This window comes from Shewanella sp. YQ_9 (assembly GCF_043103185.1).
Classification (GTDB): domain Bacteria; phylum Pseudomonadota; class Gammaproteobacteria; order Enterobacterales; family Shewanellaceae; genus Shewanella; species Shewanella algae.
The window spans coordinates 202,678-216,654 of record NZ_JBICJO010000033.1 but is presented as its reverse complement, the minus strand read 5'-3'; the positions used below and the strand labels follow the sequence as shown (position 1 = coordinate 216,654).

General features: G+C 55.7%; 11 protein-coding genes. 7 read left to right on the top strand and 4 right to left on the bottom strand.

What is annotated here, in order from left to right:
- The first annotated feature begins 107 nt into the window (after window positions 1–107).
- The 3 genes from nagZ to ACF8D4_RS10390 all read left to right on the top strand — a co-directional run bounded on the left by nagZ (window position 108) and on the right by ACF8D4_RS10390 (window position 2,347).
- On the top strand, window positions 108–1,124 hold the full coding sequence (gene nagZ, locus ACF8D4_RS10400) for a beta-N-acetylhexosaminidase (protein ID WP_345871845.1): 1,017 nt from the start codon (window positions 108–110) through the stop codon (window positions 1,122–1,124).
- 83 nt (window positions 1,125–1,207) lie between these two features.
- Complete coding sequence (gene ycfP / locus ACF8D4_RS10395; protein WP_392464357.1) at window positions 1,208–1,768, top strand: alpha/beta hydrolase YcfP; 561 nt, start codon at window positions 1,208–1,210, stop codon at window positions 1,766–1,768.
- Window positions 1,769–2,074: 306 nt separating this feature from the next.
- Window positions 2,075–2,347 (top strand): acylphosphatase, encoded by a 273-nt coding sequence (locus tag ACF8D4_RS10390; RefSeq protein WP_025011030.1) that lies wholly within the window; start codon window positions 2,075–2,077, stop codon window positions 2,345–2,347.
- On the opposite strand, the gene ACF8D4_RS10385 is transcribed toward ACF8D4_RS10390, so the two are convergent.
- From ACF8D4_RS10385 to ACF8D4_RS10375, 3 genes are read right to left on the bottom strand one after another with little or no spacing between them, the layout of a single operon-like run.
- Entirely contained in the window at window positions 2,348–3,466 is a 1,119-nt protein-coding gene (locus ACF8D4_RS10385) for a CsiV family protein (protein WP_392464355.1), read from the bottom strand.
- Complete coding sequence (mfd, locus tag ACF8D4_RS10380) at window positions 3,466–6,930, bottom strand: transcription-repair coupling factor (RefSeq protein WP_392464353.1); 3,465 nt, start codon at window positions 6,928–6,930, stop codon at window positions 3,466–3,468. Before mfd ends, ACF8D4_RS10385 begins: the two co-directional genes overlap by 1 nt.
- Before the next feature lie 53 nt (window positions 6,931–6,983).
- Window positions 6,984–7,580, bottom strand: coding sequence for a hypothetical protein (locus ACF8D4_RS10375; protein WP_236574391.1), 597 nt, complete (start codon window positions 7,578–7,580; stop codon window positions 6,984–6,986).
- A gap of 96 nt (window positions 7,581–7,676) precedes the next feature.
- Here ACF8D4_RS10375 and ACF8D4_RS10370 point away from each other — a divergent pair, with 96 nt between their 5' ends.
- From ACF8D4_RS10370 to lolE, 3 genes are read left to right on the top strand one after another with little or no spacing between them, the layout of a single operon-like run.
- The gene (locus ACF8D4_RS10370; RefSeq protein WP_039035104.1) at window positions 7,677–8,909 is read left to right on the top strand and encodes a lipoprotein-releasing ABC transporter permease subunit; all 1,233 of its coding nucleotides are present in this window, start codon (window positions 7,677–7,679) and stop codon (window positions 8,907–8,909) included.
- Window positions 8,902–9,618 carry a lipoprotein-releasing ABC transporter ATP-binding protein LolD gene (lolD, locus tag ACF8D4_RS10365; RefSeq protein WP_208135917.1) on the top strand — a complete coding sequence of 239 codons (717 nt, stop codon included), beginning with the start codon at window positions 8,902–8,904 and terminating at the stop codon, window positions 9,616–9,618. The genes ACF8D4_RS10370 and lolD overlap by 8 nt, the downstream gene beginning before the upstream one ends.
- The gene (gene lolE / locus ACF8D4_RS10360) at window positions 9,615–10,874 is read left to right on the top strand and encodes a lipoprotein-releasing ABC transporter permease subunit LolE (protein WP_071237555.1); all 1,260 of its coding nucleotides are present in this window, start codon (window positions 9,615–9,617) and stop codon (window positions 10,872–10,874) included. Before lolD ends, lolE begins: the two co-directional genes overlap by 4 nt.
- 166 nt (window positions 10,875–11,040) lie before the next feature.
- Here lolE and ACF8D4_RS10355 read toward each other — a convergent pair whose 3' ends face one another.
- Window positions 11,041–11,547: a DUF2062 domain-containing protein gene (locus ACF8D4_RS10355; RefSeq protein WP_025011025.1), complete on the bottom strand. Its 507-nt coding sequence runs from the start codon at window positions 11,545–11,547 to the stop codon at window positions 11,041–11,043.
- Between the two features lie 29 nt (window positions 11,548–11,576).
- On the opposite strand from ACF8D4_RS10355, the gene ACF8D4_RS10350 reads away from it, so the two are divergent.
- Entirely contained in the window at window positions 11,577–13,976 is a 2,400-nt protein-coding gene (locus ACF8D4_RS10350; protein WP_338326903.1) for a DNA internalization-related competence protein ComEC/Rec2, read from the top strand.
- The last annotated feature ends 1 nt before the right edge of the window (window position 13,977 follow it).

Sequence of the window (13,977 nt, the reverse complement as noted above, 5' to 3'; positions counted from 1 at the left end):
GATTGACCCTAGTTGCGCTATCCTGGCAGCCATACCTGTATCGGGGCTAACACCATTTCGTACCTTTTTCAGTCGCTTTCATGCGCGGTACCCTGTTGGAGATGTTTATGAGTCACTTAATGCTGGATCTTGCCTCTGTCGAGTTGACGCCAGAGGAGGCCTCTGTCCTGCAGCACCCGGCCGTTGGCGGCCTAATCCTTTTCAGCCGTAATTACCAAGACAGAGAGCAACTGATAGCCCTGATCCGTGCGGTTCGCAGTGTGCGTCCCGAACTGCTGATCGCCGTCGACCATGAAGGGGGCAGGGTACAGCGTTTTCGAAAGGGGTTTACCGAAATCCCAGCCATGGGCGATATATTGCCGGCAGCCGCAGGCTCGCTGGAGCTGGCGACAACCTGGGCCAAAGAGCTGGGCTTCCTGATGGCCGTCGAGCTCTTGGCTTGTGATATAGATTTAAGCTTTGCCCCTGTGCTCGATCTCAATGGTATCAGCCAGGTGATAGGCACTCGCAGTTTCGGCTCGAGGCCCGAGCAGGTCACCGTACTGGCAGCGGCCTTTATTGAAGGCATGACTGAGGCCGGTATGGCCGCGGTGGGCAAACATTTTCCCGGCCACGGCAGCGTCGAGGCCGATTCCCATATTGCCCAGCCGGTCGACCCGCGCAGTTACCAAGAGATTGCCGAGTGTGACATGCAGCCTTTTTCACAGCTGATCGCCAAAGAGATGCTCCAAGGCATTATGCCGGCTCATGTCATTTATCCCGAAGTAGACCCTAACCCAGCCGGTTTTTCATCTTTTTGGCTCAAACAGGAGCTGCGCGGCAAATTGGCCTTTAACGGGGTGATTTTTTCGGACGATCTCGGCATGAAAGGGGCGGCGGTAGCCGGAGACTATCAGGCCAGGGCCAGAGCGGCACTGGATGCCGGCTGTAACATGGTATTGGTATGCAATGACCCTGAGGGTGCCAGAAGTCTTCTGGGGGACTTCCCTTGGCCAGAGAGCAATCCTTTCCCGGCTGCAACATTAAGGGCCGACCCCGTAAAGGTAATGCGTGCATTACAGGATGAAGTACGCTGGGACCGGGCCCGCGAGCTGGCGGCCAGAATTTCATCCACAAAAAATTGATTTGGCACAATATAGGTGCAAACTAACTTGGTTAGTTTGAAACCTGTATAACCATGACTGGAAATGAGACTTGAGGAAACAAAATGATTTTGTATTTTCACGGATTTGATGCCACCAGCCCGGGTAATCATGAAAAAGTCAGGCAGTTACAGTTCATTGATGATGATGTGCGTCTCATCAGCTACAGCACCCAGCATCCCAGACACGACATGCAGCATCTGCTGAATGAGGTCAGTAAACAGCTTAAACTCACCGATGACCCCCATCCATTGATCATAGGTGTGGGGCTGGGTGCCTATTGGGCCGAGCGAATCGCTTTTCTGTCCGGGCTCAAGGCTGTATTGGTCAACCCCAATCTGTGGCCGGAGGAAAATATGCCCGGCAAGATAGACAGGCCGGAAGAGTATGCCAATATTGCCAGCAAATGCGTGACCGATTTTCGCAGCAAGAACCGTAACCGTGCCCTGTGCCTGCTGTCGACCGAGGATGAGGTCTTGGATAGCACCCGCAGTCATGCCTTGCTCAGCCGCTATTATGAAGTGATTTGGGACAAACAACAGAGTCATAAGTTTGCTTCGCTGGCGAGCCATTTAACTCAGATAAAAGCCTTCAAGCAAACAGAGGGGGTTGAACGGGTAGGATAAATATCCACTCATACGGTAAATTGAGTGCTTTTTGTGATCCAAGTCACGAGAGTGCCTCCGGGTTGTTTTTCAGTTTGTTTCGCTGGTTGCATCGGGCCATTGACTGTGTAAAGTTACCAATCATGGCGAGTTTGATACAGAATGTTACATTCGGTTATTCATACAGTGCCAGACCTTTTGCGTATGTCGCCCGATGCAGCTAACACTCTTTTGTTAGCTGTTTTTTTTGCTTTTTTGTTAATCAACTGCTTGATTTATAAGCATGGCAACACAAGGCCACCAAGACAAGTCTACAAGGAGACGCCCATGAAGCGGGTGCTGCTGACTGTGAAAGGCAAGGTGCAGGGAGTCTGTTTCAGACGCTTTACCCAGCAAAAGGCTCAGTCACTTGGGGTGACAGGCTATGTGCGCAACAAAGAAGATGGTTCGGTGGAGGTGTTGGCGCAGGGCGCCTTCCCGGCGGTCGACCACTTGATTGCCTGGTGCGAGCAAGGGCCACCTCAGGCTCGGGTCGATGGGGTGTATGTAGAGGAAGACGAGGCAGATGAGATCTACCTCGACTTCTCTATCAGTGATTGATCAGAGCTCTTCGCCACCATCGGCTTGAGTTTGGCTGCCTGGCTGGGCCATACGCCTTACCTGTAGGATCATCCCCATTCTTGGATGATCGAAGTAGTGTATTTCCCCGCTGCGAATACGGCGATTCTGTTCCATGGGAATGCTGTAAAGAAAGGGGGTTTGCAGCTCAGGTTCGCCTTCTTGGGTGGCCAGAGATTTATAGCCGGCCTCCCTCAAATTAAAGCGGGTTTCCACATAGAGATAATGGCTGAGATAGATATTTAAAAGCCCATCGAACTCCCACACCGCCTTGGGTGTTTTGGGGACCATCAAGCTCCCAAGCGCTGCGTATTCCTCACTGCCCATTTGATTTGGTTCACTTAGGCCATTGCCTATCGCCTGCCCAGGCAGTTTGTCTTCCGACAAGCCATTCAAAGAGGAGCTTGAAGTCGTGTCCAACTGGCTCTGGGGTAAACCTGACTGCCTGAACTGCGAGCCAAAGTTACGGCCACCAAAGAGATGCATCGCCTCTGCTCTATGGCGAGGTTTCATCTGTTGCTGCCAGGTGAGGTGCAAAAGCCCTTTCAAACCGCTCTGCCGCTTGAGGGTATTGATAACACCGCCAAATTGGGCCTGGTTCTCACTGAGCAGCAAGGCGCCGGGTTGGCTGGCTGTGCTGCTGTCTCTGGGACTGATATTCACAGGCAACTGTTTGGGCATACGGATTTCCGCTTGCTGCTGTTGGCAAGGCAAACCGGCGGCATCCGCTTGAGTCGTGTTATCGGTCTGGGCCAGAGATATCACTTGGCCTGCCTGAAGGGGACGGCCGCGCTGTGAGTCAAAGGTATCTTTATTGAGAGCCTTATCTGCTGCGCTGTCTGCGGATTGAGATTGCCATTGCGGATCACAGTCTCCCACAGTCATGCTGCTTGAGCTGATTTCGGTGGCGACCTGGGGAGTGATCAAGTCTATGGTCTTGTTCAGCTTGAGCTCCAGCGGCGTATCCGGCCACTTTTCCGTGCTTGGCCCGGGGCGCTCAAACAGGTATACCTCGACTTCGTACCAAGGGTATTGTGCCGCCTGCAATACAGGCGAAAGTGTCAGCCCCAGAGCCAGGGTTGCCAGCATATTTCGATACACTATTTTTCTCCCACAGTGTGTTGTGCCAGTTGTTGCAGCAGTAGACCCACTATCTCCAGGCGTTCTTTACTGCTTTCGGCCGCCAGGGTGAACTTTAACTTATTCGGTCCATCCATTCGATAGATTTGTGGCTGGGATTGCAACAGGCCAATGATAAAGCCGGGATCGATAATATGATCGTCACCGAACTCGACACTGCCGCCGCGGGCGTGAAAATCCAGTTTCTTCAGCCCGAGCGCGGTGGCCTGATGCTTGTACAGTGTCAGTTGCATCAGGTTACGGGTGGCTTCAGGCAACAAACCGAAACGGTCAATCAATTCTACCTTGAGCTCATCCAGCGCCGATTCCGTAGTGCAGTTGGCTATCCGTTTGTAGAGCGACAGGCGAATATTGACATCGCCCACATAGTCTTCCGGCAACAGCGCCGGGATCCTCAGCTCGATTTCACACTGCTGGTTGAGCATCTGCGCCAGGGATGGCTCCTTGCCCTGTTTCAGCGCCTTGACCGCCGACTCCAGCATCTCCATATAGAGGCTGAAGCCTATCTTGGAGATATGGCCGCTCTGCTCATCCCCCAGCAATTCACCGGCGCCGCGGATCTCCAGATCCTGAGTCGCCAGCATAAAGCCGGCGCCAAGATCCTCCAGGGCGTCAATCGCTTCCAGGCGCTTGCGGGCATCTGAGGTCATGCGTTTCGGATGCGGGGTCATCAGATAGGCATAGGCCTGGTGATGGGAGCGGCCAACCCGGCCCCTGAGCTGATGCAGCTGCGCCAATCCGAAGGTGTCGGCCCGCTCTATGATGATGGTGTTGGCGCTCGGCACATCGATACCGGTTTCAATAATGGTGGTACACACCAACACGTTGTAGCGTCTGTGGTAGAAATCGGACATTACCCGCTCCAGCTCGCGCTCGCGCATCTGGCCGTGGGCTACTACCACTCTGGCATCGGGCAACAGCTCGCGCAGCTCTTCGGCGCGTTTCTCTATGCTCTCCACATTGTTGTGCAGGTAATAGACCTGGCCGCCGCGGAGGATCTCCCGCTCTATGGCTTCACGGACACTGGCCTTGTCGTATTCGCGCACGAAGGTTTTCACCGCCAGGCGTTTGGCCGGCGGGGTGGCGATAATCGACAGATCCCGCATGCCGGACATGGCCATATTCAGGGTGCGGGGAATTGGGGTCGCCGTCAGGGTGAGAATGTCCACATTGGCCCTGAGCGCCTTGATCTTCTCTTTCTGCCGTACCCCGAACCTGTGCTCCTCATCTATGATAAGCAGGCCGAGGGCGTCAAATTTTACCTCGCTGTTGAGCAGCTTATGGGTGCCGATAACAATATCCACCTTGCCGTTTGCCAGGTCGGCAATCACCTGTTGCTGCTCTTTGGCGGTGCGAAAACGGGACATGACTTCAATCTGCACCGGCCAGTCGGCGAACCTGTCCTTGAAGTTTTCATAGTGCTGCTGAGCCAGCAGAGTCGTGGGCACCAACACCACCACCTGCTTGCCGGCGTTGACGGCAACAAAGGCGGCGCGCATGGCCACTTCTGTCTTGCCAAAGCCCACGTCACCACAGATCAGACGGTCCATAGCCACCGGTGACTGCATATCGGCGAGAACGGCGGCGATGGAAGTTTCCTGATCCACTGTCTCTTCGAACGGGAAACCCTGGGCGAACAGGGCGTATTCGGCCTCATCCAGTTCACAGGCCTCGCCGGGGCGGGCCTGACGGCGGGCGTAAACATCCAGCAGCTCGGCGGCCACATCGCGAATGCGCTCTATCGCCTTCTTCTTGGCCTTGGCCCAGCTCTCGTTACCCAACTTGTTGAGGTTGGGGGATTCATCCGGTGCCACGGCGTAGCGGCTGATGAGGTGCAGCGATGACACAGGCACATAGAGTTTGTCGCCACCGGCGTATTCCAGCTTGAGGTATTCGGCCACCACGCCGCCGGTATCCAGGGTTTCCAGCCCCTGATAGAGGGCGACCCCGTGCTCCAGGTGCACTATGGGTTGGCCGACCTTGAGCTCGGCGAGGTTTTTAATCAGGGCATCGCTGCTGATCTGGCGCTGTTTTTCCCGCCGTCTCTGCTGGGAGATCCGCTGACCGAAGAGCTCGGTTTCGCAAATTATGCTCAGCTTGGGCTCATGGAGTACGCAGCCCTTGGCAAGGGGCGAGACGATTAACCCCAGCGGTGCATCCGAGTCGATAAACGCCTTGAGATGCGGGAACAGTACCGGGCGCAACTCTATCTTGGCCAGCAACTCCATCAGCGCCTCGCGGCGGCCTTCGGATTCGGCGCTCAGCAGGACTCTGCCCGCCGAGGCGATATAGTCGGCCAATGCCTGCAAGGGCTGCTTCAGCTTATGGTTGACTGAGATATCCGGCAGCGCGCTTACTGCAGCCAATTGCTGCTGTTTTTGGGCATCCACCTGGCTCAGCTGCAGTCTTGGCCAGCGCTTGAAGGCGGCAAACAGCTGCTCGGTCAACAGATATAGGTCGGCCGGGGCCAGCAAGGGCCGCAGCGGATCGACCCGCCTGTCTTCATAGCGATTGCGTACCTGCGTCAGATGTGCATCGGCGGCCTGCTGCAGGTCGCCCAGCGTCAGCAGTTGCACATCGCCGGCAAAATAGTCGAATAGGGTCGCGGTTTCATCAAAGAACAAGGGCAGGTAGTTTTCGATACCGGCGGGCATCAAATGGCGGCTCACCTGCTGATAGATGGACTCGGGCTCTTTAACCAATACTTCAAAATAGCGCCGATAACGCTGGCGGAAGCCTTCTATGGCCCGTTCATCTGTGGGGAACTCCTTGGCCGGCAGCATCCGTACCTGCGACAGGGGTTCCTTGGATAGTTGGGTTTCAGGATCGAAATGGCGAATAGATTCCACTTCATCATCGAACAGTTCAATTCGCAGCGGCTCGGCTGAGCCCATGGGAAAGATATCCAGAATCGAGCCGCGAATGGCAAATTCGCCATGTTCATAAACCTGACCGACCAGATGATAACCGGCGCTGACCAAGTGCTCGCGCATCTGTTGCAGGCTGTAGTTGTCGCCCTTGTTCAGCAACATCACATTGGCCGACAGGAAAGACTTGGGCGGCAGTCGCACCATCAGGGTGTTGATAGGCACTATTACCAGGGCGCGCTTGGCACTTGGCAACCTTGACAGGGTTTCCAGCCGCTGGGAGATCAGATCCTGATGCGGCGAAAAGCTGTCGTAGGGCAGGGTCTCCCGGTCGGGAAACAACCACACGGGCAGGGCATCACCCAAAAGGTATTTAAGTTCGGCTTCCAGTGTCAGGGCGGTTGGCGTATCCGCTGTTACCAACAGGCTGACACCTTGATGTTGGCGGGCGAGGTTGGCCAAGGTCAGCGCGCGCTCCACGCCTTCGCCGAGGCCGAGATGGCGGATCTCGCCGGCCTTTGGGGCACCCTCAGGCGCCAGTACAGAAAACTTATTCATTGAAGATGTGATAACAGATTCATTCTGAATGGATTGCGCACCATTGTAGAGATTTAGGATGGCTCATGCCAGTTGGGATCCTGACTGGCCTTACGCCGCTTGAGCTGCTTTTGTTGCACGCTGAGACTGGCCTTGACCAAGAGTTCGATATCGGCATCCTGGATCACCCGATAGTCGAGATCGGCCAGAAACTGGCCTTCATGGCCTGGGTCGGCGCGGCATTCCCGCACCGAGGCGATGCACTGCAAGGACAGGATTTCATCGCGAATAAACAGGGTCAGCTTGCAAAATGTACCGGCGTCCAGTGCCTGGGGTAACTGCACCCGCACGCCGCTGCCGCCAAATTGCACCCCGGGGCAGTGTTGGCCTTCGCGGCTCTCCTGCTCCAATACGTGCTGTAATACCAGATCTATCTTACGGGACTGGAGTTTGAGGTAGTCGACAATCGCCCGGCCCTCATCGCCGAGTTGCCTCAGCTGCAACAAACAGCCGGCTTCCAGCGCCTTGACCTCGCTCATCAGTTTCAAGCCGGTGGATTGCATCGCCAGCAGTTGGCTCTCGGTCGGCAAGGGAGCGTCCTTGGGCCAGAGGCTGAGATAGACATCGAAGGCGTGGGGCACGCTGAAGTATGGATTGGATTCAGGAAACAAGGTCCCGCCTCTTGTATTTACCCGGTCAATCCACCTATTATCGTGCCCACTTCATTGATTTAGCAAGCGCAGCGCACAGGACATGCTATCCCTCTCATGAATCCGGGACTCTCATTTTACATAGGTTATCGTTACTGGCGTGCCCGCAAGGCCAACGCTTTTGCTTCCTTTATTACCTTCTTCGCCGTCAGCGGGATTTTTCTCGGGGTGGCAGCATTGATTATTGTCAGCTCTGTGATGAACGGCCTGGAAGGCCAGCTCAAGACCCGAATCCTGGGGGCCATTCCACAACTGACGGTACATACAGACAACTCTTTTGACGACTGGCAGAGCTTTAAAGGCGATTTGCAACAATTGCCCGGCGTGCTTGGGCTGGCGCCCTCGGCGACCACCCAGGCGATGGCCCAGTCGGCCGATAATATCAGTGCGGTGCAGCTCTATGGCATCTACCCCGAGGCCGAGAAAAATCTCTCGGTTGTAGCCAAACACGCCTATCTGGATGCCTTCGATTCGCTCAGCAGCGGCAGCTACCGGGTGTTGTTGGGCTCGGAGCTGGCACGGCGGCTCAATGTTGCCACCGGAGACAAACTGCGTCTGCTCAGCGGTGATGGTGTGGTGTACTCGCCGCTTGGGCCTGTTCCCAGCCAGCGAATTTTTGAAGTGGCGGGTATTTTTGAGATGGGTTCTCAGGTCGATGCGGGAGTGGCTTTTCTGCACTATGAAGATGCCCGCCGCTTGATGCGTCAGTCGCCAAAGCAAATTCAGGATCTCAGGCTGTTTCTGAGCGACCCCTTCAGCGCCCCGGCGCTGGCGCCCAAGGTTGAACATTTGTTCGAAGATAAGGGAGTTGAGGTGAGCGTCAGCGACTGGCGTGACAGTTATGGCCATCTCTTCGCCGCGGTGAAGATGGAAAAGAACATGATGTCTTTGATGTTAAGCCTGATTGTTGCAGTGGCAGCCTTCAATATCGTCTCGGCGTTGGTGATGATGGTGGTGGATAAAACTGCCGATGTCGCCGTGCTCAAGACCCAGGGGCTGGGCAGGCTGGATATCATGACCATTTTTATCTCCCAGGGCTCTCTCAATGCCCTGATAGGCCTGGCGCTGGGTTTGGGGGTTGGCATAGTGGCCACCCTCAACATCAATCCGCTGCTGTCGACCCTGGGGATCGCCGTATTGGGTGCCGGACAGAGGTTACCCGTGCAGCTGGAACCGCAGCAACTGGTGCTTATCGCCATCGGCACTCTGCTGATGACCCTGGCCGCCACCTTGTACCCGGCTATTCGGGCCGCCCGGGTAGAACCTGCGACTGCACTTAGATATGAATAAGAGAATCAATACCATGCAACAAGCCGCGCTCCTTGAAGCCAAAGCCGTCAGCAAGAGTTATCAGGAAGGCAAGCTCAGCACCAAGGTGCTGGAGCAGGTCGACCTCAAGGTGTATCCGGGGGAGCAGTTGGCGATTGTCGGCAGTTCGGGCTCGGGCAAGAGTACCTTACTGCATATTCTTGGCACCTTGGATAAGCCCTCTGCCGGTCAGGTGTTGCTCGAAACCGAGGACTTATACAAGGCCTCGGCTTTCCGCCAGGCACAGCTGCGCAATCAGGCGATGGGCTTTATCTACCAGTTTCATCATCTGTTACCCGAATTCAACGCCCTGGAAAACGTGGCCATGCCGGGGCTGATTGCCGGTCGACCCAAGGCGGAAGTGCGAGCACAGGCCAGGGCTTTGCTCGAAAGAGTGGGGCTGGGACATAGATTGGATCACACCCCGGCGGAGCTTTCCGGTGGTGAGCGCCAGCGGGTGGCCATTGCCAGGGCCTTGATCAACAGCCCCAAAGTGGTACTTGCCGATGAACCTACGGGTAACCTGGATGCCCACAGCGGCGAGGCTGTCTATGAGCTTATCCGCGAGCTGGCTTCACAACTGGGCACGGCTTTTGTGGTGGTAACCCATGATCATCAACTGGCGGTCAGGATGGATAGGCAGCTGCAGATGGTCGATGGTCGTTTGTCGGCGCCGGAGGCGGACCAATGACGGCGCATCCTGCCTTGCTGCCCCTGGTCATCGGCTGGCGCTTTTACCGTGCCCGCCAGAGCAGCAGTTTTATCAGTTTTATCTCTTTTGCTTCCACCGCAGGTATCGCTCTCGGGGTTGCCGTGCTTATTCTGGTGCTGTCGGCGATGAACGGCTTTGAGCGCGAGCTGGAGCAGCGCCTGCTCGGGGTTGTGCCCCAGGGGGAGTTGAGCCAGGTCCGTGAACCTATTCATGACTGGCGTCAGATAGTGTCGGACGCCGAGCAAATCGACGGCATCAGCGCCGCCGCTCCGCTGGTACGCATGCAGGGGTTGGTGCAAAAGCCGGGCGGTTTTGTCGGCTTGTCTGTGGTGGGGGTTAACCCCGAGGCCGAAGCGCGGGTTTCGACCCTGAATCAGTATCTGACACAGGAAAGCTGGCAGAGCCTTGCGGGCGACAGCAATCATATAGTGCTGGGCCAGGGGATGCTGGACAAACTGGGACTTAAAGTGGGTGATCGCCTGACCCTCTATCTGCCATCACCCCATGGCAAGGGCAGTGGTCAACTGGCGCAGGCCCGCAGTCATTCGTTGTTGATAAGCGGCAGTTTTCGTCTCGGCGGCGAGCTTGAATACACCACGGCTTATGTGCCCATGGCCTATGCCCAGCGCCTGCTTGGGCTTGCAGACGAGGTGACCGGGGTGAGAATCAAGGTTGAACGTGTGTTTGAAGCGCCGCGGCTGATTCGCGAGCTGGGTTATGCCCAGAGCCAGACTTTGTATCTCAACGACTGGACCCGCACCCAGGGGCATCTTTACCAGGACATTCAGCTGGTGCGCACCGTCATGTATCTGGTGCTGGCATTGGTAATAGGTGTGGCCTGTTTCAACATAGTCTCCACCCTGGTAATGGCGGTGCGTGACAAGGCTTCGGAAATCGCCATCTTGATGACCATGGGACTTAAGCGCGGCGCCGTGATGCTGGTATTTATTGTCCAGGGTGCGCTCAATGGTGTGCTCGGCTGCGCCATAGGAGCTCTACTGGGGGTACTGCTGGCCAAGAATCTCTCGGCCATCGCCAAGGGGATTGAGCAGTTGACCGGGCATAAGTTGCTCTCGGGGGATATCTATTTTATCGATTTCTTGCCATCCAGGCTCGAGTTGGCAGACGTACTGGTCGTGGTGGCTATGGCGCTGCTGATGAGTCTGCTGGCTACCTTGTATCCGGCGTTCAGGGCCAGTCGAATCGCCCCGGCAACCGCCCTGGCCGGGCGCTGATAAGCGACAGGCACATCCTAAATAGCAGGAACCCGGCCATCGCCGGGTTCCTGGTTTTGGTTGGCTGAACATGCTTTGGGTTGCCAAGTTTGGTCAGCGCTAAAACCATGTATTCCTAAAGTATCCCTGAATTGTGTCGCTTCAGTGACGTTACTGCCAGCAGCAACTATTTGCGTCGTTTTTGCCACTGCAGATAGATGGAGTACTGCCAGGCACTCTTGATCACAAAATATCCCGTCAGGGCACTGACCACACCCAATACCAAACAACCGAGCAGGAAAGGTGGGCCTATGGTACTGATGGAAGATTCTATCCAGGCCCAACTGGCTTCGAAGGTAAACTGCTGCGGCGGGTGATTGAGCAGCTTGGCGCCTATCAAATAGGCCAGATAAAACATGGGCGGCATGGTCACAGGGTTGGTAATCCAAACCAAGGCGACCGACACCGGCAGATTGACGTGGAAGTAGATTGCCAGCGCGGCGGCCAACACCATTTGGAACGGCATCGGCATCCAGGCAACAAACAGGCCTATGGCGAAGGCGCCGGGGGCAGAGCGGCGATTCAGTGCCCAGAGGTTGGGTTTGTTCAGCAGGCTGCCGAAGATCTTGAGGTGTTTATGATTCCTCAGTTTCTCCGGATCGGGCATGAATCTCTGAATGATCTTTTTTGGCATAGGCTTGGATTGCTGTCTTAAATTACTCAATGATGAATCAATGCTTATCGGGCTTTTGCATCGCTGTACTCTCGGCCATGCTTTGGCCTTGGATACCGCCCTTATTCTCATTGCCAATTATTGCAGTGCTGCTGGTCTTGTGCCTCAGAGTCTTGAGCGGGAGCTGGGTTCCCAAGGGAAGTGCTTTGCTCTATGGTGCTTTGGGCGGCGTGCTGTGGGTCAGTGTTTACTGTCAGTTAGTTATTGATATTAAAAGCCTTACTGACTCATCATCCAGCTCTGAAACGTCTGTTACTCAGACACTGCGGGGCGAAATCATATCACTAGTTTCTGCAAACGGCGACTGGATCCGTATGGATATTCGGCCAATTGATGATAATTCTCCAACCCTGTTGGCACCCCTGGCCTCCATGTGGCGTTTGAGCTGGCAGGGGGATGCATTGCCGTCACCGCAATTGGGTGAGGTGTGGCAGTTTGAAGTCAAACCCAGAACCTTCGCCGCCGTGCTTAATCAGGGCGGCTTCAATCGTCAGCGCTATCTGCTCGGCGAGCGAATAGCTGCCAGAGGCCAGGTGATATCAGGTGAGCGGCTGTTGCCATCAACTGGGCTCAGGGCCCGATTGGTCACAGAGTTAACTCCAATATTGGCCGAAATCGATGGCGGCGATCTGCTGCTGGCGCTGACCTTGGGTGAGCGGTCACTCTTTTCCAAGGCGCGCTGGCAAGAGCTGCGCCAGTCCGGCAATGCCCATCTGGTGGCGATTTCTGGGTTGCATCTTTCGGTGGTCGCTTTCTGGTGTTATCTGCTGAGTTTTGGAGCGCTCAAACGTTGGGCACCCACCTATGGGCGGCGCAATTTGGTGTTGGCATCTTTGGCGGCGTTGCTGATGGCACTCTTTTATGCCTATCTGGCGGGCTTTGCCATTGCCACCCAAAGAGCCTTGCTGATGCTGTTTTTGCTGGTGCTCTCTTCATTAATGATGCGCTATGCCTCGGCCTGGGATCGGCTGCTGTGGGCGCTGGCCTGTGTGCTCTTGATTGACCCCTTGGCCAGTCTCAGCGGCGGCTTTTGGTTGTCATTCTCGGCACTGGCGTTAATTTTGCTGAGCCTTAACCATCAAGTTCATAATCCTAACGCTCTGGAGCAGGAGCAAGTGCTGACCCACTGGCCTGCCAAGCTCAAGCGCTGGGCCTTGGCATTTTGGGCGATACAGTGGCGCCTTTGTCTGGGGCTGTCGTTACTGCAGGCGGTACTCTTTGGCGCCGTGACAGTTCACAGCCTGTGGCTCAACTTGCTGCTGGTGCCTTGGTTCAGTTTACTGGTGATCCCTCTGGCGCTACTGGCACTGCTGCTGTGGTCGATTTTTTCCGCTCTCGGCATGGATGCAGTGGCACTCATGCCTTGGCAATTGGCGTCTCTCAGTCTCTGGCCGGTGCAAAAATTATGGCAGTTCAATAGTCAGCTTCCCGGCGGCTGGCTCATGTTGCCGCAGGCTCTCAGCGCCGCGGCGCTGTTGCTGTTTCCGGCATGGCTTTGTTGGCGTTTACTGCCCAAGGGGCGGGGAGTGGCCATGCTGCTGATATTGCCCTTTGTACTGCAGCTCGGGCTATGGCTTGGACTGCTCAAATCCAAGGGCTGGCAGTTACATATGTTGGATGTGGGGCAGGGGCTGGCTGTGGTGGTACAAAAGGGGCCTAATGCATTGCTCTATGATACAGGTGCGGCTTTTGGCGAGCGTTTCAGCTACGCAGAGCGGGTGATAGTGCCTTTCCTTGGCGCCAAAGGCGTGACCAAGCTCGATTTCCTTATTGTCAGCCATGGCGATAATGACCACGCCGGTGGTACCCAAGTGCTGATGCAGGCCTTTGACCAGGCAGGGTTGATAACCGATGTCCCTGAGCTCAAGAGCAGTCATCCAAAGCGTTGGCACAGGGGCTGCCGTCCGGGGATGTTCGAGTGGCAAGGGATAGAGCTGAACTTTCTCGGCCCCGAGCAGGCAGAGCCAGGCAACAACGGTTCCTGCGTGCTGCAACTCTTCGATGGACATCATAGGGTGCTGCTGCCGGGGGACATAGAGCTGGCCGCCGAGGTTGCCTTATTGCACAAAAAAGGCTCACTTGAGAGCGATATTTTACTGGCGCCCCATCATGGCAGCCGCACTTCATCTCACCCTGAGTTTATCGGTGCTGTGGCGCCGAAATGGGTGTTGTTTGCTGCCGGGCATGGCAATCGTTGGGGGTTTCCCAAAGAGGAGATACGTTTGAGATATCACGCCTTTGGGGCCCAAGCCTTGATTTCCGGCGAGCTGGGGCAGGTGAGTATCCACTTTGATAGCCAAGGTTATACAGTGCACAGTTACCGCGAGGATCTGGCGCCATTTTGGTATAACCGCTTGTTTGGGTTTGGTATGGCAGGGAATCCAGAGTAGA

Bases quoted from the DNA above. Each gene is read 5' to 3' on its own strand.
- nagZ (WP_345871845.1), top strand. From the start codon at position 108: ATGAGTCACTTAATGCTGGATCTTGCCTCTGTCGAGTTGACGCCAGAG.
- ycfP (WP_392464357.1), top strand. From the start codon at position 1,208: ATGATTTTGTATTTTCACGGATTTGATGCCACCAGCCCGGGTAATCAT.
- ACF8D4_RS10390 (WP_025011030.1), top strand. From the start codon at position 2,075: ATGAAGCGGGTGCTGCTGACTGTGAAAGGCAAGGTGCAGGGAGTCTGT.
- mfd (WP_392464353.1), bottom strand. From the start codon at position 6,930: ATGAATAAGTTTTCTGTACTGGCGCCTGAGGGTGCCCCAAAGGCCGGC.
- ACF8D4_RS10370 (WP_039035104.1), top strand. From the start codon at position 7,677: ATGAATCCGGGACTCTCATTTTACATAGGTTATCGTTACTGGCGTGCC.
- lolD (WP_208135917.1), top strand. From the start codon at position 8,902: ATGAATAAGAGAATCAATACCATGCAACAAGCCGCGCTCCTTGAAGCC.
- lolE (WP_071237555.1), top strand. From the start codon at position 9,615: ATGACGGCGCATCCTGCCTTGCTGCCCCTGGTCATCGGCTGGCGCTTT.
- ACF8D4_RS10355 (WP_025011025.1), bottom strand. From the start codon at position 11,547: ATGCCAAAAAAGATCATTCAGAGATTCATGCCCGATCCGGAGAAACTG.
- ACF8D4_RS10350 (WP_338326903.1), top strand. From the start codon at position 11,577: ATGATGAATCAATGCTTATCGGGCTTTTGCATCGCTGTACTCTCGGCC.